The sequence below is a fragment of the Georgenia sp. SUBG003 genome (genome assembly GCF_000715355.2).
Lineage (GTDB): Bacteria > Actinomycetota > Actinomycetes > Actinomycetales > Actinomycetaceae > Georgenia.
In genome coordinates this window covers 126,468-148,539 of sequence record NZ_CP180204.1, presented here as the reverse complement: position 1 = coordinate 148,539, position 22,072 = coordinate 126,468, and the positions used below count along the sequence as shown (strand labels likewise).

The following is a 22,072-nucleotide window of genomic DNA, read 5'->3' as shown; positions in this document are numbered from 1 at the left end:
CGAGCACGGACAGCATAGGTCGCACCCGTCGGTCCGAGGAGGAGCACGTGAGGACGACCACGCTGAACGAGCAGACCCGGTCGGCGGCGCTCGCCGCCATGAGCGACGACGAGGGCGTGGACGTCCTGGTCATCGGCGGCGGGGTGACGGGCGCGGGCATCGCGCTGGACGCCGCCACCCGGGGCCTGCGCACCGCCGTCGTCGAGATGCAGGACTGGGCGAGCGGGACCTCGTCCCGGTCGAGCAAGCTCGTCCACGGCGGGCTCCGGTACCTCTACCAGCTGGACTTCAAGCTGGTCCACGAGGCCCTCACCGAGCGCGCCCGGCTGCTGCAGACCCTCGCCCCCCACCTGGTCTCCGCCCAGCCGTTCCTGTGGCCGCTGAAGACGCCGGTCATCGAGCGGGCCTACAGCGCCGTCGGCGTCGGCATGTACGACGCCCTCGCCATCCTCGGCGCCAAGGGCCTGTCCGTGCCGGTCCAGAAGCACTACTCCAAGGCCGGCGCGCTCAACCTGTTCCCGCAGATGAACCCCAAGAGCCTCGTCGGCGCGATCCGGTTCTACGACGCCCGGGTCGACGACGCGCGCCTGGTGCTCGCCCTGATCCGCACCGCCGTCGGCTACGGGGCGCTCGCAGCCTCCCGGACCCAGGTCGTCGAGATGACCAAGAACGCGAGCGGCCGCGTGACCGGCGCCGTGGTGGTGGACCTCGAGACCGGGGAGTCCCGCACCGTGCGCGCCCGCCACATCATCAACGCCACGGGCGTGTGGACGGAGCAGACCGAGGCGCTGGGCGGGACGGGCGAGGGCCTCGAGGTGCTCGCCTCCAAGGGCGTGCACATCGTCGTGCCCCGGGAGCGGATCAACGGCCAGACCGGGCTGTTCCTCCGCACGGAGAAGTCGGTGCTCTTCGTCATCCCGTGGGACCGGTACTGGATCATCGGGACCACCGACACGCCCTGGCACGAGGCGCGGCAGCACCCCGTCGCCACCAGCGAGGACGTCGACTACATCCTCGACCACGCCAACGCGGTCCTGGACCCGCCCATCGGGCGCGACGACATCATCGGCGTCTACGCCGGCCTCCGCCCGCTCCTCCAGCCGGGCACCAAGGGCGACGACTCCGCCTCGACCAAGGTCTCCCGCGAGCACACGGTCACCGAGGCCGCGCCCGGGCTGACCGTGATCGCCGGCGGCAAGCTGACCACGTACCGGCAGATGGCCGAGGACGCCGTCGACTTCGCGCTCGGCCCCCGCGCCAAGGCGATGCCGTCGGTCACCGCCCGCACCCCGCTCGTCGGGGCGGAGGGCTTCACCGCCACCAAGCGACGCCGGGCCCAGATCGCGGCCCGCTACGGGTGGACCTCCGAACGGGTGGAGCACCTGCTCCACCGCTACGGCTCCGAGATCGCCACGGTGCTGGAGCTGATCGACGCCGACCCGAGCCTGGGCCGCCCGCTCCAGAACGCGGACGCCTACCTGGCCGCAGAGGTCGTGTTCGCGGCCACGCACGAGGGCGTCCTGCACCTCGAGGACATCCTGCTGCACCGCATCCGGCTCAGCTTCGAGACCCGTGACCGCGGCCTGTCCGCGCTCGAGGAGATCGCCGGCATCGCGGGCCCGCTCCTCGGCTGGGACGCCGCACGCACCGAGCGGGAGATCGCCGGCTACCGCCGGCAGGCGGAGGCCGAGATCGCCGCGGAGCACGAGCCCTCGGACGACGCCGCCGCAGGGACCCGGCTGAGAGTGGAGGACGTGGTCCCGGTGCGTGACCTGGGACCCATCGACCCCGACGACTGACCCCTCCTGCGCCGGACCCACCGTCCGGGCGCAGGGCTGTGGGGGGCGACACGCCCCTGATCTGCCCACGAAAAACGCCCCTACGGACCTTGACAACGAGGATCATCCTGATCAACCGCCCCAGGCGGCCAGGACCGACACCGCGCCATGCGCGCCCGACTGGACACGCGGACGTGACCAGAAAGTGAGTTCACAGTGGAACTTTCGATGATGGACATCTTCTTCTCGGAGGTGATGGGCACCGCGATGCTGACCCTGCTGGGTTGCGGCGTCGTCGCGAACGTCATCCTTCCGAAGACGAAGGGTTTCAACTCCGGCTGGGTCGTCATCACGTTCGGGTGGGGACTTGCCGTCTTCGCCGGCGTGTACGTGGCGTACAAGTCCGGCGCCCACCTGAACCCGGCCGTCACGCTCGGCCTCGCCGCGAGCGGCAGCGACCTCTTCGGCGGCAACCCGGATCTCGACATCGCCGCCGTTCCCTCGACCTTCGGCAACATCATCACCTACCTCGCCGGCGAGTTCGTCGGCGCCTTCATCGGTGCCGTCCTGGCGTTCCTGGCCTTCAAGACGCACTTCGACCAGGAGGCGCCGGGCGCCACCAAGCTGGCCGTCTTCTCCACCGGGCCGGAGATCCGCAGCTACGGCTGGAACTTCGTCACCGAGGTCATCGGCACCTTCGTCCTCGTCTTCGTCATCATCCTGTTCGGCCCCAGCCCCTCCGGACTCGGTCCGCTCGCGGTCGCCCTGCTCGTGGTCAGCATCGGCATGAGCCTCGGTGGCCCGACCGGGTACGCCATCAACCCCGCCCGTGACCTCGGCCCCCCGTGTCGCCCACGCCGTCCTGCCGATCCGCGGCAAGGGGCACAGCGACTGGGGCTACTCCTGGGTCCCGGTGGCCGGCCCGATCGTCGGTGGTGTGATCGGCGGTCTCCTCGGCGGCGCCGTCACGTGACGGTCCCGGTCGGGCGGCACCTCCGCGGCGTGAGCTCCGGCGTCGTCCGCCCGGCCCTCCGCCGCCCGCCCGCGCCATGGCGCCCCACGGCACGGAACCCGCTCGACCGCACAACCCGCTCCATCACGCTCCATCACGCAACTACCCGCTCGACCCTCCCGGGCACCCGACCGCGGTGCCCCACGATGATGTGAAAGGAACACCATGGCTGACGAGAAGTACGTCCTCGCCATCGACCAGGGCACCACGAGCAGCCGGGCGATCGTCTTCGACCACTCGGGTCAGATCGTCGAGACCGGCCAGCTCGAGCACGAGCAGATCTTCCCGCAGGCGGGCTGGGTCGAGCACGACCCGATGGAGATCTGGCGCAACGTGCGTGAGGCGGTGGGCCTCGCGCTCACCCGGGCGAACCTCACCCACCGCGACATCGCCGCGGTCGGCATCACCAACCAGCGCGAGACGACCGTCGTGTGGGACAGGAACACGGGCGAGCCCGTGTACAACGCCATCGTCTGGCAGGACACCCGCACCGCCAAGATCGTGGAGGAGCTCGGCGGGAAGAAGGGCCAGGACCGGTACAAGAAGAAGGTCGGCCTGCCCCTCGCCACCTACTTCTCGGGCCCCAAGATCAAGTGGATCCTCGACAACATCGAGGGCGTCCGCGCCCGCGCCGAGGCCGGGGAGCTGATGTTCGGCAACACCGACGCCTGGGTCCTGTGGAACATGACCGGCGGGCCCCAGGGCGGCGTCCACGCCACGGACGTCACGAACGCCTCCCGCACCATGCTGATGGACCTGGAGACCCTCAGCTGGGACGAGGAGATCGCGGCCGACATGGGCATCCCCATGTCCATGCTCCCCGAGATCCGCTCCTCCTCCGAGGTGTACGGCGAGGGCCGCGAGGGCGGCATGGTGCCCGGCGTTCCGATCGCCGGCATCCTCGGCGACCAGCAGGCGGCGACGTTCGGTCAGGCGTGCTTCGAGGTCGGCATGGCCAAGAACACGTACGGCACGGGCAACTTCATGCTCATCAACACCGGCACCGAGCAGGTGGAGTCCAAGAGCGGCCTGCTGACCACGGTGTGCTACAAGATCGGCGACCAGCCCGCGGTCTACGCGCTCGAGGGCTCGATCGCCGTGACCGGCTCGCTGGTGCAGTGGCTGCGCGACAACCTCGGCATCATCTCCTCCGCGCCGGAGATCGAGCAGCTGGCCGACACGGTCGAGGACAACGGCGGCGCCTACTTCGTCCCGGCGTTCTCCGGCCTGTTCGCGCCGTACTGGAAGTCCGACGCCCGCGGCGCCCTCGTCGGCCTGACCCGCTACGTCAACAAGGGTCACATCGCCCGGGCGGTGCTGGAGGCCACGGCCTTCCAGACCCGCGAGGTCAACGACGCGATGAAGATCGACTCCGGCGTCGAGCTGACCGAGCTGAAGGTCGACGGCGGCATGGTCGCCAACGAGACCCTCATGCAGTTCCAGGCCGACATCCTCGGCGTGCCGGTGGTGCGCCCGAAGGTCGCCGAGACGACGGCGCTGGGCGCCGCCTACGCGGCCGGCATCGCCGTCGGCTACTGGCAGGGCGAGCAGGACGTCATCGACAACTGGGCCGAGGACAAGCGGTGGGAGCCGTCCATGGACGAGGAGGAGCGCGAGCGCACCTACCGCCTGTGGAAGAAGGCCGTCACGCGGACGTTCGACTGGGTCGACGACGACGTTCGCTGACCGCGACGGCGACGCGCTGACGCGCTGAGACCGGCACACGTCACCGGCGCCGCCCGACGGCGGGGCCGGCCACGACGGGGAAGACCGGTGTCCGCCACGGACACCGGTCTTCCCCGTCCCACGTGGTCCGACCGGGGCACGGACGTTCGGATGCGCTGGCGGCGACGCACTGGTGCCCCCGCGCGCCACTTCGGCCAGACTGGGCCCATGACGACTCCCGAGCAGATCACCGACCCGCTGTGCTACCACGGAGAGGGCCCGGTGTGGTCCGGGAGCTGGGGCGGCCTGCGGTGGGTCGACATGCTCGCCGGCGACCTGCTGACCCTGCGCGGCGACGGCACCGTCGACCGCCTCCACGTCGGCGAGGTCGCCGCGTTCGTCCGTCCGCGCACGCGGGGCGGCTACGTCGTCGGCCTCGAGCGCGGCCTGGCGCTCGCGGACGGGCCGGACGAGCTGCCGGTCCCCCAGCCCGAGCTCTGGTCCGACCCGGGGATCCGCATGAACGAGGGCGGCTGCGACCCGGCGGGCAACGTGTACGCGGGCGGGATGGCGTACGACAGGACCGTCGGTGCGTCCTCGTTGTTCCGGATCACGCCGGCCGGCGAGGTGTCGGTGGTGCTGGACAGCGTCACCACCTCTAACGGCATCGACTTCTCCCCCCGACGGCACGCGCGCCTACTACAACGACACGCACACCGGCGGGACGGACGTGCTCGACGTCGTCGACGGCGCGCTGACGAACCGCCGGCGCTTCCACTCCGCCGACGACGGGCGCGCCGACGGCCTGTGCGTGGACTCGGCCGGCAACGTCTGGGTGGCGCTCAACCGCGTGGGGCGGGTGCGCCTGTACTCGCCCGACGCCGAGATCCTGACCGAGATCTCCCTGCCCGTCCGCCTGGTGACGGCGTGCACGCTCGGCGGCGAGGACGGGCGCGACCTCTTCGTCACCACGTCGCGCGAGAAGCTCGAGGACCCCGAGCCCGAGGCGGGCGCCGTCTTCCGGATCCGCGTGGACGTGCCCGGACGGCCGGTCCTGCCGTACGCCGGCTGACGGGCGGGCCCGGCCCGCGGGACAGGGCCGCCCGGCGGGCTCGACCCGCCTGCCTCACGTGGGACCTGCCGGGCTCACCGGGTGTGCGGCGTCGTCCCACTAGGGTGGATGGCGAACCCGGCGCGTCGTCGCCCGCTCGCCAAGGAGGTCACGTGCGGATCGCACTGTTCGCCACCTGCATCAACGAGGCCATGTTCCCGCAGGCGCCGGCCGCGACCGCGCGGCTGCTGGAGCGGCTGGGGCACGAGGTCGTCTTCCCGGAGTCCCAGGCCTGCTGCGGGCAGATGCACGTGAACACCGGGTACTTCCGCGAGGCGGTGCCGGTGATCCGGAACCACGTGCGGACCTTCGAGCCGGTGCTCGACGGCGAGTGGGACGCCGTCGTCGGACCCTCGGGGTCGTGCGTGGGATCGGTGCGCCACCAGCAGGCGATGGTCGCCCGCCGGGAGGGCGAGAACGGTCTGGCGCGCGACGCGGAGCTCGTGGCCGCCCGGACGTACGAGCTGTCCGAGCTGCTGGTCGACGTCCTGGGGGTGACCGACGTCGGGGCCTGGTTCCCGCACTCGGCCACCTACCACCCCACGTGCCACTCCCTGCGCATGATCAAGGTGGGCGACAAGCCGCTCCGGCTGCTGCGCGCGGTCGCGGGGATCGACCTCGTGGCGCTGCCGGAGGCGCAGGCCTGCTGCGGGTTCGGGGGCACGTTCTCGCTGAAGAACTCGGAGACGTCCGCGGCGATGGTGCACGAGAAGGTGCGCAACGTCGTCTCCACCGGCGCGAGGTGCTGGTGGCCGGTGACTACTCGTGCCTGATGAACATGGCCGGAAGCCTGTCCCGGCAGGCACGGGCGTCCACGCGGCGCACCTGGCGGAGGTCCTCGCCAGCACGCGCGAGGAGCCGTGGTCCCCCGCGGTGCTGCCCGTGGACCGCACCGCCGGGACCGCGGTCCCGGCCGGCCCCGGACCGGCAGCTCCGCCCCGGGCGTGAGCTGCGCGATCGCCGGCGCGCGCACCGCCGGGCAGCTGCGCGGCGTTCTCGCCGCGGTGGACCTGGAGCTGCCCGACCCGATCCGTTCCGTCCTCGACGAGGTCACCGCCCCGGAGATCGGTTACCCCGAGCGGTTCTGACCCGCCCGGGCCCTGACCCGCCCGCCCCGGGCCGTCTGGCGGTCCTCCCGGCCGTCCCGCCGGCGTCGTACGGCACACGCTCTTCACCGCACGTCCTCCTCGGCGCACCATGGAAGCAGCCCGGGGGCTGGATCGAGGAGGAACCATGCCCACCGTCGAGCAGGCCGACGTCGCCGCCGCGGGACGGGCCGTCGGAACGAGAGTCGACGAGATCCTCAACCGCCGGCCCGCGGTGGGCTTCGCGCTGGGCGTGGTCCGGGGCGGCGCGCTCGAGTCCTTCACCGCGCACGGGCTCGCCGACATCGCGACGCGCCGGCCTGTCACCCCCGACACCGTCTTCCGGGTCGGCTCGATCACCAAGACCTTCACCGCGATCGCCGTCATGCAGCTGGTGGAGCAGGGCCTGGTCGACCTCGACGCACCCGCCGACGACTACCTGCGGGCGTACCGGCTCGTGCCCGCCGACCCGGCCCACCGGCCGGCGACGCCGCGCCACCTGCTCACCCACACCGCCGGGGTCAGCGAGCAGGTGCCGCGCTCGGGCCTGATCCGTCCCAACTTCGGCGAGACGGTCCCGGCGGGCCGGCCGGTACCGTCCCTGGCCGAGTACTACCGCGGCGGGCTGCGCCTGGCGGCCGAGCCCGGCACGCGGTTCCGGTACACCGACCACGGGCCCGCGACGCTGGGCCAGCTCGTGGCCGACGTGACCGGTACGCCGCTCCACCGCTACCTCCGCGAGCACGTCTTCGCCCCCCTGGGCATGGCCGACACGACGATGCTGCGCTCCGACGTCGACCCGGCGCGCCTGGCCACCGGGTACCGGATCGGTCGCCGTGGCCCGCAGGAGGCACCCACCTTCGACTACGTCCCGGCGGGTGCCGGCGCGGCGTTCTCCACCCCGCGCGACATGGCGCGCTACGTCGCCGCCCTCCTGGCGGGTGGCGGCAACGAGCACGGGTCCGTGCTCCGCCGGGAGTCGCTCGAGGAGATGTTCGCCCCGCAGTACCGCTCCGACCCCCGGCTGCCGGGCCTGGGCCTCGCGTTCTGGCGGGTGCAGGCGGGCGGGCACCGCGCCGTCGAGCACCAGGGCGTGATCCCGCCGTACTTCGCCCAGCTGTACGCCGCCCCGGACGACGGCGTGGGCCTGGTCGCGTTCACCAACGGCACCCGGGGCGGGGCCACCTGGCTGGCCGCGGAGACCGGCAAGGTGCTCGACTCCCTCCTCGGCGTGGCCGAGGAGGGCATCCGCACGGACGTGCCCCAGCGCCCGGACGTGTGGGCGGAGCTGTGCGGGCGGTACGCCCTCCCGGGCCCGCCCACGCTGACCGACGTGCGGGTGCGTGGCGTCGTCGGCGCCGGCTTGGAGGTGCGGGTGCGCGGCGGCCGGCTGATGCTGCGCGCGCTGACACCCGTCCCCGCGCTGTACCGCGGTCTCGTCCTGCACCCCGACGACGGTGCCGACCCCTACGCCTTCCGCGTCGAGGTCCCCCAGCTCGGGAGCCTCCGGGTGGTGTTCGAACCGGGATCGTCGGGCGTGCCCGCGGCCCTCCACCTCGACGGCATGCCGATCACCGCCTACCGCCGGCCGCCGGTACGGAGGCTGCGCCGTCGGGGCGGCCGCGCAACGACCATCCTAGGAGGGAATCGTGCTGCAGCTCGACACGCGTGAGCTCACCACCGCCGTCGACTCGGTCCTGAACCGGTGGCCCACGGCGGGGCTCGCGGTCGCGGTGGTGCGGGACGGCGAGGTCGTGTGGTCGCACCATCACGGTCTCGCGGACGTCGCGACCGGGACCCCCGTCGACGAGGACACGGTCTTCCGGGTCGGCTCGGTGACCAAGACGCTCACGGCGGTCACCGTCATGCAGCTGTGGGCGCGTGGGCTCGTCGACCTCGACGCGCCCGCGGCCGACTACCTGCGCACCGTCGAGCTCGTCCCCTCCCACGACGGCCTCCACCCGCCGACGGTGCGGCACCTGCTCACCCACACCGGCGGGATCCGCGCGGTGCGGCACGTCGCCGACCTGCTCCGGCCCGCGCTCGGCTGGGGCGCGCCGGTGGGCCGGGCGCCGTCGCCGGCCGCGTACTACCGCGGCGGGCTGCGCTACGACGCGGAGCCGGGCACCAGGTGGGCCTACAGCAACCACGGCTTCACCGTGCTGGGCCAGCTGGTGGAGGACGTCGTGGGCGTGCCGTTCGCGGACCACGTGCGTGAGACCGTGCTCGACCCGCTCGGCATGGACCGCTCCGACCTCGTCCGGTCAGAACGCGTCCGACCCCGCCTGGCGACCGGCTACGAGCTCCGCCGTGGCGGTCTGCACCCGGTCGAGGACCTCGACGTCGTCACCGCCGGCGGCGGCGCGCTGTACTCCACGGCCCGGGACGTGGCCCGCTACGCCGCGGCGCTGCTCGGCGGGGGCGCCAACGACCACGGCCGGATCCTGCGCCCCGAGACCCTCGCCCTGATGTTCCAGCCGCACCACCGGCCCGATCCCCGCGTGCCCGGCGTGGGGCTCGGGTTCTATCCGGGCGACGCCGGCGGGCGCCGCACGGCGGGCCACGACGGGGATCTGGAAGGGCTTCCTGGCCGACCTCCTCCTCGCCCCGGACGACGGCGTGGGCGTGGTCACGCTCGGCAACACCGGCTCGTTCGACCCGCGCGGCGCGCCGGTGCCGGCGGCGGAGGCGCTCCTCCGCCTGCTGCTCGACGTCCCCGAGGAACGGATCCGGGCAGATGCGCCGCAGCGTCCCGGCACCTGGGGCGAGCTGTGCGGCAGGTACTCGCTCGGAGCGGGTCCGCTCCTGGACCCGCAGCCGCGGATGGTGCTGGGCTCCGCCGTCGAGGTCGTCGTCCGGCGGGGCCGCCTCACGGTGCGCGGGCGCCGGCCGATCCCGGCCGTGCGCAGGGGACTGCCGCTCCACCCCGACGGGAAGGACCCGGACCTCTTCCGCGTCGACCTTACGGAGATCGGCCCGGGCGTCGTCCCCGTCGCGTTCGGTCGCGGACCCGACGGCCGGGTGACGGCCATGCACACCGGCCTGCTCGGGACGTCGTACCCGCGGCTGCGCGACCGGCGGTGAGCCTCAGGCCTCCTCGTACTCCTCGTCGTCGTCCTCGTCGTAGTCGAGGTCGTCGTCCTCGTCCTCGTCGTCCTCGGAGTAGATGTCGAACGGCGTATCGACCCCGAAACCCGTGAACAACGCGTCGTCGTAGGTGTCGAATGCATCCATGAGCGTGTTCGCAGCCGCCACGACCGCCGGTGCGTCGCTGTCCTGCGCCGCGGCGACGGCGTCGTAGTGTGCTTCGAACGCAGCGATGAGTCGGTCGAGAGCAGCCCGCGGGTCGTTAGCCATGGCATGAGCCTAGCGGTCCCGTCGGAGCGGCACACCACCGGCTCTGACCTGCGGAGATGCGCCCAGTTTTGAGTTGGACCGCCGACGAGAGGGAGCATAAGGGGATGCCGGGCAAGAACCACGAGATCGCTGTCGGGAGGCGCCGCGCCGCCTCGTCCACCGCCTACTACGAGTACCGGACGGTCACGCTTCCCCGAGACCTCAGCCGTGGTGACGTGCGCCGGCTCCTCACCGAGGAGGCCGAGTACGGCCGCTGGGAGCTGGCCCGGACCCGCCTCTACATGGGCGGCACCCGGAAGATCTGGCTGCGCCGCAAGGCGATGCGGGTGCCGAGCACGCTCTGACGCCCGCACCGCCCCCGGCCGTCGGCCCCGACCGGCCGGCCGGTTCGCTCAGCAGGTGCGCAGCATCCGCTCGAGCACGCGGCAGCCGAAGCGTAGCGCGTCCGTGGGCACGCGCTCGTCGACGCCGTGGAACATGCCCGCGAAGTCGAGGTCGGCCGGCAGGCGCAGCGGGGCGAAGCCGTAGCCGGTGATGCCCAGCCGGGACAGCGCCTTGTTGTCCGTGCCGCCGGAGAGCATGTACGGCAGGACGGTCGCGCCGGGGTCCTCGGCGTCGATCGCGCCGATCATCGCGTCGACCAGGCCGCCCTCGAACGGCACCTCGAGCGCGGTGTCGCGGTGGATGTCCTCGAACCGCACGCCCGGTCCGGCGAGCCGGGCGAGGGTATCCATGACCTCCTGCTCCTCCCCCGGCAGGAACCGCACGTCGACGGCGGCGCTGGCCGAGCCGGGGATGACGTTCGCCTTGTACCCGGCGTCCAGCTGCGTGGGGTTGGCGCCGGTGCGCAGGGTGGCGCCGACGAACTTCCTCGCCGGGCCCAGCGCGGCGACGAGGCGGTCGATGCCCTCGGGGTCCTCGGGGTCGAACGGGGTGCCGGTGAGGTCGGCGACGCCGGAGAGGAGCTGGCGCACCGTGCCGGTCAGGTGCAGCGGCCACGCGTGCTCGCCGATGCGGTGGACCGCGCCGGCGAGGCGGGTGACGGCGTTGTCGCGGTTCACCTGGGAACCGTGGCCGGCCGTGCCGTCCGCGAGGAGGCGGAGCCAGGCGAGGCCCTTCTCGGCGGTCTGGAGGAGGTAGACCCGGCGGCCGTCGATCTCGACGGAGTAGCCGCCGACCTCGCTGACCGCCTCGCCGGCCCCCTCGAACAGGTCGGGACGGTTGGCGACGAGCCAGTGCGCGCCCATCTTGCTGCCCGCCTCCTCGTCGGCGAAGAGGCCGACGATCACGTCGCGCGGCGGGCGCCAGCCGGTGCGGGCCATGTCTCGCACCACCGCCAGGATCATGGCGTCCATGTCCTTCATGTCGACGGCGCCGCGACCCCAGATCATCCCGTCGCGCTCCTCGGCGGCGAACGGGTCGACGGACCAGTCGTCGGCGGCCGCGGGGACGACGTCGGTGTGGCCGTGGAGCACGAGCGCAGGCCGGGTCGGGTCGGTACCGGGGATGCGCAGCACGACGCTCGCACGGCCGGGGGCGGACTCGATCAGCTCCGGGTCCCAGCCGACCTCGGTGAGCAGCTCCATGACCAGCTCGGCCGCGGCCCGCTCCCCCGGCCCCGAGCCGTCGCCGTAGTTGGACGTGTCCAGGCGGATGAGGTCGCGGCAGATGCGGACCACCTCGTCCTCGGGACGTACGGCTGGGGTCTCGGCGGAGGCGATGGGCTGCGTCGTCATAGGCGCAGGCTACCCAGGTCCAATGCGGGGCGCGGCCCCCGCCCCGACGGCGGTCTGTCCCGGTCCGCAGATGGCCCCGCGACGGGCCGCCGCCTTGTCGACTCTCCCCCACGGTGGGTGACCCCCGCCCGGGCGCGTCCGCCTACCGTTGTACGGAGGTGGCCTCTTCCGGGGGTGGCGGAGAGGAAAGTAGGCATGGGTGAGGTCGCACAGCTGAGCACGAAGGCGGGCGGGGTTCTCGCCGCCACCTGTATCTCCACGCTCGTGGTGAACGCCAACACCTCGGCGGTCAGCATCCTGCTTCCCGCCATCTCGGAGGACACCGGGACCTCGGTGACGACGCTGCAGTGGGCGGTCACCGGCTACTCGCTGGTCGGTGCCGCCGTGATCGTCACGTCGGGCTCGCTGGGTGACGTCTTCGGCCGCAGGCGGGTCTTCCAGCTGGGCCTGCTGCTTTTCGTGGTGTCGTGCGTGATGATCGCGCTGGCGGGATCGGGCGGGATGGTGATCGCCGGGCGCGTCATCCAGGGCGCGGCCGGCGCGACGATCCTGGCGTGCGGTCTGAGCCTCCTGTCGGTCGCCAACGAGGGCGACGCGCAGCTGCGGGCGGTGTCCCTGTGGGGCGCGGCGGCCGCGGTCGGCGCGGCCGCCGGGCCCTTGCTGGGCGGCGTGCTCGTCGACATCACCGGGTGGCAGGGCCTGTTCTGGATCGACGCCGGCGTGGCGGTCCTGTGCATGGTGCTGACCGCGGCGATGGTCGGCGAGTCCCGGGACCCGGAGCGACCGAGGACCATCGACTACGCGGGCACGGTGCTGATCGCGCTGACGTTGACACCGCTGATCCTCGGTGTGTCCAAGAGCGGTGACTGGGGCTGGTTCTCGGTGGCCACCCTGGGCTGCTTCGCGGTCGCGGCCGCGGCCGGGTACGCGTTCATCCTGGTGGAGAAGCGCGTCGCCGTGCCGCTGCTGGACCTGGCGCTGCTGCGGAACCGCGTCCTGGTCGGCTCGACGGTCGCCATCCTCATCGGTGCGGGCACCATCAACGCCCTGATGTACCTGCTCAGCCTCTACTTCCAGGACCCGGCCGCTCTGGGCTTCAGCCCGTTCCAGGCGGGCCTGGCCACGCTGCCGGCGACCGTCGGGCTCGTCGTGATCGCTCCGGTGGTGCCGCGCCTGGCGAAGAAGTTCGGCGGCCGTCAGACGATCGGGCTCGGGTTCGCCCTCACCACCTCCGGCTTCGTCATCGTCGGCTTCGTCGACGCCCCGTGGAGGTACGGCGCGTTCCTGCTGCCACTGATCGCCATCGCGGTGGGCATGGGCCTGTCGAACGGCCCGGCGTCCTCGGCGGCGACGGCCTCGGTTCCCGAGGCACAGGTCGGCGGGGCCTCGGGCGTCTCCAACATGGCCAGGTACGTCGGCGCCTCGGTGGCGACCGCGCTGGCCGCGACGATCTACGGCACGGTGATCGGCAACCAGGCCGACGCCGGCGCCTCGGAGGCTGACGCCCTCGCCTCGGGCCTCGCCGCGGCCTCGTGGGTGATGGCGGTGTTCAGCTTTCTCGGGGTGCTGATGGCCGTCGTCATCCCCCGGCACCGCGCCGCAGCCGGCACGGTCGAGGACGCCGCCGCCGCAGCGGCCGCGCACACGCACACGCTGCCGACCTCGGCGACGGCCGGACGGTCACGTCGCGAGCGAGGCAGGGCCGCGCACACGTGACGCGGTGACCGCCGTGCGGCCCATCCGGAACGACGCTTGCCGTCGATGCCGCCCGACGCCTCGCGCGCGGGATCAGTAGCCGGAGATCGTCGAGCCTCGGGCGACGACGCGGACGGGCATCGTCTCCACGCCGCTCGCCGGGCGGCCGTTGATCGCCTCGACCAGGTGCTCGGCAGCGCGCCGACCGAGCATCTCGAAGTTCATGTCGACGCTCGTCAGCGCCGGACGCGCCCCGGAGGTCATGACCTCCCAGTTGTCGAACCCGATGACCGCCACGTCCTCCGGCACCCTCACGCCCCGGTCGCGCAGGGCGTCCAGGGCTCCGCGCGCGATCTGGTCGCTCGCGCACAGCAGCGCATCGACCTCCGGATCTGCGTCGAGAACGCTGTGCGCCGCCACGCGCCCCCCATGCCTCGGTCCAGCTGCCGTAGCGGACGGGCCCGCGAGCCTCCACCCCGGCCTCTGCGAGCGCCTGGGCCGCGCCGAGAGCACGGTCCTGGGCAGCGCTGTAGCCGACGTCGCCCGAGATGTGGGCGATTCGACGGCGCCCCAGGGACAGCAGGTGCTCGACCGCGATCGATCCCGCGCTGACGTTGTCGGGGATGACCGAGCAGTCCTCGGCGTCCTGCGACGGCGCGTAGGCGTAGACGACGGGAACCGGCAGGCTCCGCCCGAGGGAGGGGCGGGGGTCGGTGTTGCTGCCGACGACGATGAGGCCGTCGACCCGCCTGCCCAGCAGCGCCTTCAGGTGGTGCTGCTCGCGGATGGCGTCGTCGCGGGCGTCGCAGAGCAGCACCGACATCTGGCCGGCACCGAAGAAGTCCTCGGCGCCCATGAGGATCGGGAGCGAGAAACGGCCCTCGAGGTCGTTGGTGAGCAGGCCGACGGTGCCGGTGCGCCCCGCGAGGATGGACTGCGCCAGGGTGTTGGGCGTGAAGGAGATGCGGTCCGCCGCGTCGATGACACGGCGACGGGTGTCCGGATGGACGTTCGCCTTGCCGTTGATTGCCTTCGACGCCGTCGCGACCGACACCCCCGCAAGGCGTGCGACGTCCTTGAGCGTCGGCGCCTTAGCGCGCGTGTCCGTACCGTGCGTGCTGATGTCCTCTCCTCCCCCCCGGCGAACTGAGCCGAAACCATATCGTTACGGCAGGTCTTTGACGCCTCCGATTGGCCATGCTACGTTACGAAAACGGTTTCGGCGAGTTTCCGTACCAGCTGTTTTCCGGCCGGATCTCGACGGAACCGTGACGACGAAGATCGCCATCCATCGTCGAGGACACAACGTCGTGGCGGCCCCGCGGAGTAGTGCTCTCGGCCCACCTCGAGGAGAAGGCATGCGCAGCACCCCGACCGCACGGCAGCGACGCCGCGTGGTGGCTCTGACTTCGGCAACCCTCGTCGGCGCGCTCGCGCTCGCCGCGTGCGGCAGCACAGGTGAGGACTCACCTGCTGCAGGCGGCGACGGCGGCGGCACGGCCGGCGGCGACCAGACCGTCACGGTCTGGCACTACTTCAGTGCAGACAACCAGGTCCAGCTCATGGACGAGTACGCCAAGATGTTCGAGGACGCCAACTCCGGCGTCACGGTCGAGAACGTCTTCGTCCCCTACGACCAGATGAACTCCAAGGTCATCTCAGCCGCCGGCTCGAACACCGGACCGGACGTCGTCGTCTTCAACGGCGCCGAGGCTTCCACGTTGGCGCTCGGCGGTGCGCTCGCACCGATGGACGAGTACCTCGACGCCTACGACGACGCCGACCAGCTCCCCGACTCCGTCGTCCACACGATCGACGCACCCGCTACGCGGTCCAGGGCTACGTCAACCTCCTCGGCCTCTGGTACAACGCCGACATCCTCTCCGAGATCGGCGTCGAGCCGCCGACGACGCTCGACGAGCTCGAGGCCGCGATGGGCAAGGCCAAGGACGCCGGGTACGCCGGTATCACGCTCTCCGGGCTTCCCAACAGCCAGGGCGAGTGGCAGGGCTACCCGTGGATCACCGCCGAGGGCTTCACGTACGAGAACCTCGACGCGGACGCGATGGCCGCGGGCCTGGCCCGGGTGCGCGGCTGGGTCGAGAACGGCTGGCTCTCGCAGGAGGCCGTGAACTGGGACCAGACCGTCCCCTTCCAGACGTTCTCGGCAGGCGGGGTCGCCTTCGCGGAGAACGGCAACTGGCAGATGGGCTCTGCCGAGGCCGACGCCGACTTCGAGTACGGCGTCGTCCCTCTCCCGCTCGGTGACGACGCGGGCGTGTACCTCGGTGGGGAGGGCCAGGCGATCGGTGCCTTCTCCGAGAACCCCGACCTCGCCTGGAAGTACCTCACCGAGACGTACCTGTCCCGGGACGGCGGGGTGCTCGCGGCCGATCTCGTCGGGTCCATCCCCTCGCGTGCCGACGCGGCCGAGGACGAGGTGGTGACGGGCAACGAGCTCCTCAAGCCGTTCGCCGCGACCATCCAGCAGTACGGCTCCAACTACCCGGCGCCGAACATCCCGCCGGAGGCCGTGGCCGACCTCCAGCTCACCGTCGGTCAGGCGTGGAGCGCGGCGATCGGCGGCCAGAGCACGCCGGAGCAGGCGGCCCAGACGGCCGTCGACTCCCTCCAGGGCCTGATCAAGTAACGCTCGGCGGCGGCACGGTCCGCCACGACCAGGGACTGAGAGATGACCACGACAACGGCACCTCCGGGGGCCGCCCGGACCGGCGGGGGCGACCGCACCACCGCCGGTCCGGGCAACCGGCTCCACGGCATCACCCGCTCCCGCCGGATCTTCCTGCTACCCGCAGGCGTGTTCCTCGGGCTGTTCAGCCTCTACCCACTCTGGACGCTCGTCAGGATGGCCGTCAGCGCCGTCACCTCCGCGACGCTCAACGCGGAGTGGGCGTGGGTGGGCCTCGACAACTTCGCCCGCGGGTTCGACAGCGGTGACACGCAGGACGCGATCGCGCGGACCCTGGTCTTCGTCGTCATCGTCACCGTGCTCGGCATGGGGCTGGGCCTCGCCGCCGCGATCGCGCTGCGGACCCGCGGGCGGTGGTCGGACCTGGTCCTCGCGCTGATGGTGTTCGTGTGGGCGCTTCCCCCGGTGGTCAACGGGTCGGTGTGGAAGTTCCTGCTGGCGGACAACGGACTCGTGAACATGCTCCTGGTGCAGTCCGGTCTGCGCGATCTCCCCGTTCCGTTCCTCTACGACGGCGCCTGGGCGCTGGCCGCCGTGGCGTTCGTGAACTCCTTCGCCGTCATCCCGTTCAACGCGCTCGTCTACCGGGCGGCGCTGCTCAACATCGAGCCGGAGGTCTTCGAGGCCGCCGCGCTCGACGGCGCCAGCAAGTGGCAGGAGGTCCGCCACATCATGGCCCCGGCGGTGCGGCCCACGACCCTCGTCCTGCTCGTCCTCACGATCGTCTACGGATTCCGCAGCTTCGACTTCATCTACGTCATGACCTACGGCGGTCCGGGCACGGCCACCAACACGCTGCCGTTCCTCGGGTACCTGCAGGCATTCGTCCGCTACGACTTCGGGCTCGGCGCCGCCACCTCGCTCCTCACGGTGGCCGGCGTGCTGGTCCTCGCGTTCGTCTACGCACGCAGCATCCGGAAGGAGGAGAAGGAGGGATGAGCCCCAAGGCAGGCCCCGTCGCGGTCCTCGTCAAGATCTTGCTGACGCTGATGTACGGCGTCCCCATCCTCTGGATCGTCCTGACGTCGTTCAAGAGCTCCGCGGACGTCATCGGGACGTCGAGCTCGTTGCTGTTCCGCCCGACCACCGAGGCGTACGTCAAGGCGTTCAACGGCGAGCTGTTCGCCGCCCTCGGACAGTCGGCCACCATCGCGATCGGTACCACCGCGATCGTGCTGCTGGTCGCAGTTCCCGCCGCCTACGGGCTCGCACGCACCAAGGGATGGCTGACGAGCGTGGGGCTCGGCCTGCTGATCGTGCTCCAGATGACGCCGCAGACGGCCACCGTCATCCCACTTTTCGAGGTTCTCGGTAACTGGGTGCTTCTCGACTCGGTCGCCGGGGTCATCCTCGCCGACGCGGCCCTTCTCACCCCGTTCGCGACCCTTCTCCTGCGCCCGTTCTTCAGGGCGGTGCCGCCACAGCTCGAGGAGGCTGGTGCGATCGACGGCGCCGGCATGTTCCGCACCTTCTGGTCGATAGCCCTGCCCGTCGCCCGCAACGGCGTCTTCACCGTCGGCACGCTCACGTTCCTGCTGGCGTGGGGCGAGTTCCTCTACGCGGTGAACTTCTTCCTCTCGCCGGGCCAGTACCCGTTGAGCGCGCTGCTCGCGATGCAGGTCTCCGCGTTCGGTATCGACTGGCCGGGCCTGATGGCCCTCGCCGTCCTGACCTCGATCCCCATCCTCGTCGTCTTCCTCTCCACCTACCGACTGCTGCGCGACGGGCTTACCGTCGGCGCCGTGAAGTAAGGGAACTCTCGACATGTCTGCCGACACCGCCCGATCCAGCCTGCCCGCCGACGCCGTGGACGCGCACGGCCTTCCCTTCGCCCCCTCCCGGAGCGTGCTCCGCCCGCTCGGCATCGCAGATCTCACGATCGACGGCGGGGTCTGGGCGGACATGCAGAACCTCAACGCCTCCACGATGATCGAGCACGCCCAGTCGTGGATGGAGCGGCTCGGGTGGATCGGCAACTTCGACGCCGCCGTCGAGGGTCGGCTGCCGCAGGACCGAACCGGGCGGGAGTTCTCGGACTCGGAGATCTACAAGCTGCTCGAGGCGATCGCCTGGGAGTACGGCCGCACCGGTGACGCGGCGATGGACGAGCGGTTCAGGGCGCTCGCCACACGCGTCGCGGCGGCTCAGGAGGCCGACGGCTACCTGAACACCATGTTCGGGCGGCCCGGTCAGCAGCCGAGGTACAGCGACCTGGAGTGGGGCCACGAGCTGTACTGCTTCGGCCACCTCATCCAGGCGGGCGTCGCCCGCGCCCGGACCGTCGGCGCCGACGACGCCTTCGTCCAGGTCGTGCGGCGCGCCGCCGATCATGTGTGCCGGGAGTTCGGGCCGGACGGCAACCAGGGCGTGTGCGGGCACCCGGAGATCGAGCCGGCGCTCGTCGAGCTGTACCGCGCCACCGGGGACCGGCGCTACCTGGACCAGGCGCGGCTGTTCGTGGAACGGCGCGGGCACGGGGTGCTCGGCGAGATCTGGTTCGGTCCGCAGTACTTCCAGGACGACGTCCCTGTCCGCGAGGCCACCGTCATGAACGGGCACGCCGTGCGGGCGAACTACCTCGCCGCCGGTGCCGCGGATCTGGCGGTCGAGACGGACGACGGCGAGCTGCTGGGCGCCGTGACGAGGCAGATGGTGAACACGCTCGCACGCCGGACGTACATCACCGGCGGCATGGGGGCTCACCACGAGGGTGAGTCCTTCGGGCAGGACTTCGAGCTTCCGCCCGACCGGGCCTACTCGGAGACCTGCGCGGGCATCGGCTCGATCATGGTCAACCAGCGCCTGCTCCTCGCCACGGGCGAGGCGCGCTTCGCGGACGCCGTGGAGCGCGCTCTCTACAACGTCGTCCTGACGGCGCCCGCGGAGGACGGGCGAGGGTTCTACTACACGAACACCCTTCACCAGCGCACACCGGGCCACGTCCCGGCCGCGGACGAGCTGAGCCCGCGCGCCGCATCGAGCCTTCGCGCACCGTGGTACGCCGTGTCCTGCTGCCCGTCGAACCTCACACGCACGTTCGCCTCGCTCGGGGCTTACCTGGCCACGCACGACGACGACGGTGTCCAGATCCACCAGTTCGCGGAGTCCACCGTCCGGGCGCGCCTCCGGCAGGGCGACGTCGTGCTGAAGCTGCGCACGCGGTACCCGGCGGACGGGCGTATCGAGGTCGAGGTGCTCGACACGCCGTCGGCCCCGTGGACGCTGAAGCTGCGCGTCCCGTCATGGGCTCACGGTGCGACGCTCACGTCCGAGGGGAGGCGGAACGACGTCGAGGCGGGCACGTACGCCGCCGCCCGGCGCGGGTTCACCGCGGGCGACGTCGTCGTCCTGGACCTGCCCCTGCACGCCCGGTGGTCGTACGCCGATCCCCGCGTGGATGCGGTGCGTGGACAGGTCGCGGTCGAGCGCGGACCCGTCGTGATGTGCGCGGAGTCGGTGGACCTCGGCACCGACGTCTCCGGCCTGCAGGTGTACACGTCCGAACCACCCGTCGAGGAGGACGGAGACGTGTACGTGAGGGCCCGGGTCATCGATCTCGCTGAGCCGAAGGAGTGGCCGTTCGGTCGGGAGCCGGGGACCGGCGTGGTCACCGGCGTCGAGGAGCGTGGACTCGTGCGGCTCGTGCCGTACCACTCCTGGGCCAACCGCGGCCCGTCGACCATGCGGGTGTGGATGCCTGTGGTGGGCTGACGCGTCGCGGTCTGGCGACGTCCCACCGACAGTCGGTCGGGCGCGGCGATGCGGCTCGTCGTCGTCACCCGGGCCGAGGGGTCGGCGGCCGGCCCGGTCAGCTACCGGACCGGCCGCCTGCGCGCCGGAAAGGTCAGTCCGTCAGGCCCCGCCGCTTCAGCAGGGGGTCGATCCGCGCGTCCCGGCCACGCAGGTCCCGGAAGGACTGCAGCGCGTCCTGGGAGTACCCGCGCGAGAGCAGCGTCTCGCGGAAGCGCTGCCCGGCGGTGCGGTTCAGGCCGCCGTCGCCGTCGATGTCGCCCTCGGTGGTGAACCACTCGACGGTGTCCGCGTCGAGCACCTCGGACCAGATGTAGGAGTAGTAGCCGGCGTCGTACCCGCCGCCGAAGGTGTGGTTGAAGTACGTGGACCGGTAGCGCGGCGGCACGAGCTCCAGCCCCACACCTGCCCGCTCGAGCGCCTCGCGCTCGAAGGCGGCGACGTCGTCCACGTCCGTGGGCACCTGCTCGGGCGTGACCTGGTGCCAGGCCTGGTCGAGCAGGGCGGCGCCGAGGTACTCGGTGGTGGCGAAGCCCTCGCCGTACTCGGCGACGGCGAGCACCTTCTCGAGCAGCTCCGCCGGCAGCGGCTCGCCGGTCTCGTGGTGGCGCGCGAACCGGCCGACGACGTCGGGGTTCGACATCCACATCTCGTTGACCTGCGAGGGGAACTCGACGAAGTCGCGCGGCACGTTGGTGCCCGAGAGGGTCGGGTACCGCACGTCGGAGAACAGGCCGTGCAGGGCGTGCCCGAACTCGTGGAAGCAGGTGCGCACCTCGTCCCACGTGAGCAGGGTCGGTTCGCCGGCCGGCGGCGGGGTCAGGTTGAGGTTGTTGACCACCACCGGCCTGCGGCCGAGCAGGTCCGACTGGTCGACGAGGTGGTGCATCCACGCCCCGCCGCGCTTGCCGGCGCGGGCGTAGTAGTCGCCGACGAACAGCCCGAGGCCGCTGCCGTCCTCCTCCTTGACCTCCCACACGCGCACGCCGTCGGCGTAGCCGGCGAGGTCGGTCCGTTCGTGGAAAGTGAGCCCGAAGAGGCGGTTCGCGGCGTAGAAGACGCCGTCGGTCAGGACCCGATCCAGCTCGAGGTAGGGCGCGAGCACGGAGTCGTCGATGCTGTAGCGCTCCTTGCGCAGGCGCTCGGCGTAGTAGAACCAGTCCGCGGCCCGCAGCGTTGCGCCGTCGGGGACGTCGGGGGTCGGCGTCGAGCATCTCCTGCAGCTCGGCGGCCTCCTTGCCGGCGTTCCTCGCGGCGGGGGCGGCGAGGCGGGCGAGCATCTCGTTGACGGCCGGGGTGGTGGCCGCGGTGCCGTCCTCGGCCACGTAGGCGGCGTGGTGCTCGTACCCGAGCAGCCGGGCGCGCTCGGCGCGCAGGCGGGCGACCTCGAGGAGGACGGCGCGGGTGTCCGAGTCGGCGTCGACGCCGGTCCCCCGCTGCTCCGACGCGGCGAGGAGCTGGGTGCGCAGCTCGCGGTCGGTCAGCCGGGCGAGCAGGGGCTGCTGGGTGGGGAGCCCGAGGGTGATGAGGTGGTTGACGGCCACGCCGCGGTCGACGGCGTTGCGGGCCAGCCCCGCGAGGGTGCCCTCGTCGAGCCCGGCGAGCCTGGCCGGGTCCTCGACCTCGACCGCGCCGGACTCCATCCCCTTGACCACGCGCTGGGAGAACTCGGTCTCCAGGGTGACCAGGCGGGCGTTGAGCTCGCGGAGCTGCTCCATCTCGGCGTCGTCCAGGCGGATGCCGGCCCGGACGAAGTCCTTGCGGTAGTTCTCCAGCAGCCAGGTGGTCTCCTCGTCGAGGTCGAGCAGCGGGGTGGCGCTGGCCAGGGACTCGAGCCGCTGGTAGATGCGCCGGTCGAGCCAGAAGGCATCGCGGTGCGCGGCGAGCTGCGGGGCGATCTCGGACTCGATGGCGTGGATCTCGTCCCCGCCCACCGAGGAGGCCAGGGTGTGGAAGACGACCAGCACCCGGCGCAGCAGCTCGCCCGAGCGCTCGAGCGCGTCGAGGGTGTTGACGACGTCGGGCACGGTCGGGTCCGTCGCGACGGCCTCCCACTCGGCGCGTTGCGCGGCGATCCCGGCCGCGACGGCCGGCCGGAAGTGCTCGAGGCGCACGGCCGCGAAGTCGGGCAGACCGTAGGGCAGCGACGACGGCGCGGCGAAGGGGTTGGACG

At 72.0% G+C, this 22,072-nt stretch carries 16 protein-coding genes and 7 pseudogenes; 17 read left to right on the top strand and 6 right to left on the bottom strand.

Features of this window, described 5'->3' with window-relative positions; genetic code table 11:
• The first annotated feature begins 47 nt into the window (after positions 1 to 47).
• The 10 genes and pseudogenes from DA06_RS00660 to DA06_RS00615 all read left to right on the top strand — a co-directional run bounded on the left by DA06_RS00660 (position 48) and on the right by DA06_RS00615 (position 9,735).
• Positions 48 to 1,799, top strand: coding sequence for an FAD-dependent oxidoreductase (locus tag DA06_RS00660; RefSeq protein ID WP_418606694.1), 1,752 nt, complete (start codon positions 48 to 50; stop codon positions 1,797 to 1,799).
• Positions 1,800 to 2,045: 246 nt separating this feature from the next.
• Complete coding sequence (locus DA06_RS00655) at positions 2,046 to 2,945, top strand: MIP/aquaporin family protein (protein WP_418608296.1); 900 nt, start codon at positions 2,046 to 2,048, stop codon at positions 2,943 to 2,945.
• Between the two features lie 10 nt (positions 2,946 to 2,955).
• Positions 2,956 to 4,476 (top strand): glycerol kinase GlpK, encoded by a 1,521-nt coding sequence (gene glpK / locus DA06_RS00650; protein WP_043496580.1) that lies wholly within the window; start codon positions 2,956 to 2,958, stop codon positions 4,474 to 4,476.
• Between the two features lie 150 nt (positions 4,477 to 4,626).
• Positions 4,627 to 5,079: pseudogene (locus DA06_RS00645) on the top strand (SMP-30/gluconolactonase/LRE family protein); the annotation flags it as partial.
• Positions 5,080 to 5,185: 106 nt separating this feature from the next.
• The gene (locus tag DA06_RS00640; RefSeq protein WP_418606693.1) at positions 5,186 to 5,527 is read left to right on the top strand and encodes an SMP-30/gluconolactonase/LRE family protein; all 342 of its coding nucleotides are present in this window, start codon (positions 5,186 to 5,188) and stop codon (positions 5,525 to 5,527) included.
• 152 nt (positions 5,528 to 5,679) lie between these two features.
• Positions 5,680 to 6,514, top strand: a pseudogene (locus DA06_RS00635) ((Fe-S)-binding protein).
• Positions 6,511 to 6,654, top strand: coding sequence for a hypothetical protein (locus tag DA06_RS00630; RefSeq protein ID WP_418606692.1), 144 nt, complete (start codon positions 6,511 to 6,513; stop codon positions 6,652 to 6,654). Before DA06_RS00635 ends, DA06_RS00630 begins: the two are co-directional and overlap by 4 nt.
• Positions 6,655 to 6,799: 145 nt before the next feature.
• On the top strand, positions 6,800 to 8,323 hold the full coding sequence (locus tag DA06_RS00625) for a serine hydrolase domain-containing protein (protein WP_418606691.1): 1,524 nt from the start codon (positions 6,800 to 6,802) through the stop codon (positions 8,321 to 8,323).
• A pseudogene (locus DA06_RS00620) lies at positions 8,301 to 9,161 on the top strand (serine hydrolase domain-containing protein); the annotation flags it as partial. The gene DA06_RS00625 and the pseudogene DA06_RS00620, both read left to right, overlap by 23 nt.
• A 115-nt stretch (positions 9,162 to 9,276) precedes the next feature.
• On the top strand, positions 9,277 to 9,735 hold the full coding sequence (locus tag DA06_RS00615; protein WP_418608477.1) for a hypothetical protein: 459 nt from the start codon (positions 9,277 to 9,279) through the stop codon (positions 9,733 to 9,735).
• A gap of 3 nt (positions 9,736 to 9,738) precedes the next feature.
• Here DA06_RS00615 and DA06_RS00610 read toward each other — a convergent pair whose 3' ends face one another.
• Entirely contained in the window at positions 9,739 to 10,008 is a 270-nt protein-coding gene (locus DA06_RS00610; protein ID WP_043496556.1) for a hypothetical protein, read from the bottom strand.
• Between the two features lie 104 nt (positions 10,009 to 10,112).
• Here DA06_RS00610 and DA06_RS00605 point away from each other — a divergent pair, with 104 nt between their 5' ends.
• Positions 10,113 to 10,352 carry a DUF5703 family protein gene (locus DA06_RS00605; protein ID WP_418606690.1) on the top strand — a complete coding sequence of 80 codons (240 nt, stop codon included), beginning with the start codon at positions 10,113 to 10,115 and terminating at the stop codon, positions 10,350 to 10,352.
• A gap of 48 nt (positions 10,353 to 10,400) precedes the next feature.
• Here DA06_RS00605 and DA06_RS00600 read toward each other — a convergent pair whose 3' ends face one another.
• A complete protein-coding gene (locus DA06_RS00600; RefSeq protein ID WP_043496554.1) occupies positions 10,401 to 11,744 on the bottom strand; it encodes a M20/M25/M40 family metallo-hydrolase in 1,344 nt (447 codons plus the stop codon).
• Between the two features lie 195 nt (positions 11,745 to 11,939).
• Here DA06_RS00600 and DA06_RS00595 point away from each other — a divergent pair, with 195 nt between their 5' ends.
• Complete coding sequence (locus tag DA06_RS00595) at positions 11,940 to 13,460, top strand: MFS transporter (RefSeq protein ID WP_043496552.1); 1,521 nt, start codon at positions 11,940 to 11,942, stop codon at positions 13,458 to 13,460.
• 72 nt (positions 13,461 to 13,532) lie between these two features.
• On the opposite strand, the gene DA06_RS00590 is transcribed toward DA06_RS00595, so the two are convergent.
• Together DA06_RS00590 and DA06_RS00585 are read right to left on the bottom strand one after the other, a co-directional pair.
• The gene (locus DA06_RS00590; protein WP_418606689.1) at positions 13,533 to 13,859 is read right to left on the bottom strand and encodes a substrate-binding domain-containing protein; all 327 of its coding nucleotides are present in this window, start codon (positions 13,857 to 13,859) and stop codon (positions 13,533 to 13,535) included.
• A 103-nt stretch (positions 13,860 to 13,962) separates the two neighbouring features.
• Positions 13,963 to 14,493: pseudogene (locus DA06_RS00585) on the bottom strand (LacI family DNA-binding transcriptional regulator); the annotation flags it as partial.
• Between DA06_RS00585 and DA06_RS00580 the strand changes: the two are divergent.
• From DA06_RS00580 to DA06_RS00560, 5 genes and pseudogenes are all read left to right on the top strand, one after another.
• Positions 14,402 to 15,220: pseudogene (locus DA06_RS00580) on the top strand (ABC transporter substrate-binding protein); the annotation flags it as partial. The pseudogenes DA06_RS00585 and DA06_RS00580 overlap by 92 nt on opposite strands.
• Before the next feature lie 74 nt (positions 15,221 to 15,294).
• Positions 15,295 to 16,089: pseudogene (locus tag DA06_RS00575) on the top strand (sugar ABC transporter substrate-binding protein); the annotation flags it as partial.
• Between the two features lie 42 nt (positions 16,090 to 16,131).
• Entirely contained in the window at positions 16,132 to 17,088 is a 957-nt protein-coding gene (locus tag DA06_RS00570; protein WP_043496545.1) for a carbohydrate ABC transporter permease, read from the top strand.
• Entirely contained in the window at positions 17,085 to 17,900 is an 816-nt protein-coding gene (locus DA06_RS00565; RefSeq protein WP_043496542.1) for a carbohydrate ABC transporter permease, read from the top strand. Before DA06_RS00570 ends, DA06_RS00565 begins: the two co-directional genes overlap by 4 nt.
• A 13-nt stretch (positions 17,901 to 17,913) precedes the next feature.
• Complete coding sequence (locus tag DA06_RS00560; RefSeq protein WP_052436180.1) at positions 17,914 to 19,860, top strand: beta-L-arabinofuranosidase domain-containing protein; 1,947 nt, start codon at positions 17,914 to 17,916, stop codon at positions 19,858 to 19,860.
• Between the two features lie 133 nt (positions 19,861 to 19,993).
• Here DA06_RS00560 and DA06_RS00555 read toward each other — a convergent pair whose 3' ends face one another.
• Together DA06_RS00555 and DA06_RS00550 are read right to left on the bottom strand one after the other, a co-directional pair.
• Complete coding sequence (locus DA06_RS00555; protein WP_418608294.1) at positions 19,994 to 21,016, bottom strand: M3 family metallopeptidase; 1,023 nt, start codon at positions 21,014 to 21,016, stop codon at positions 19,994 to 19,996.
• A gap of 142 nt (positions 21,017 to 21,158) precedes the next feature.
• Positions 21,159 to 21,542: pseudogene (locus tag DA06_RS00550) on the bottom strand (M3 family metallopeptidase); the annotation flags it as partial.
• Between the last annotated feature and the right edge of the window lie 530 nt (positions 21,543 to 22,072).

Bases quoted from the DNA above. Each gene is read 5' to 3' on its own strand.
- DA06_RS00655 (WP_418608296.1), top strand. From the start codon at position 2,046: ATGCTGACCCTGCTGGGTTGCGGCGTCGTCGCGAACGTCATCCTTCCG.
- glpK (WP_043496580.1), top strand. From the start codon at position 2,956: ATGGCTGACGAGAAGTACGTCCTCGCCATCGACCAGGGCACCACGAGC.
- DA06_RS00625 (WP_418606691.1), top strand. From the start codon at position 6,800: ATGCCCACCGTCGAGCAGGCCGACGTCGCCGCCGCGGGACGGGCCGTC.
- DA06_RS00610 (WP_043496556.1), bottom strand. From the start codon at position 10,008: ATGGCTAACGACCCGCGGGCTGCTCTCGACCGACTCATCGCTGCGTTC.
- DA06_RS00605 (WP_418606690.1), top strand. From the start codon at position 10,113: ATGCCGGGCAAGAACCACGAGATCGCTGTCGGGAGGCGCCGCGCCGCC.
- DA06_RS00600 (WP_043496554.1), bottom strand. From the start codon at position 11,744: ATGACGACGCAGCCCATCGCCTCCGCCGAGACCCCAGCCGTACGTCCC.
- DA06_RS00595 (WP_043496552.1), top strand. From the start codon at position 11,940: ATGGGTGAGGTCGCACAGCTGAGCACGAAGGCGGGCGGGGTTCTCGCC.
- DA06_RS00570 (WP_043496545.1), top strand. From the start codon at position 16,132: ATGACCACGACAACGGCACCTCCGGGGGCCGCCCGGACCGGCGGGGGC.
- DA06_RS00565 (WP_043496542.1), top strand. From the start codon at position 17,085: ATGAGCCCCAAGGCAGGCCCCGTCGCGGTCCTCGTCAAGATCTTGCTG.
- DA06_RS00560 (WP_052436180.1), top strand. From the start codon at position 17,914: ATGTCTGCCGACACCGCCCGATCCAGCCTGCCCGCCGACGCCGTGGAC.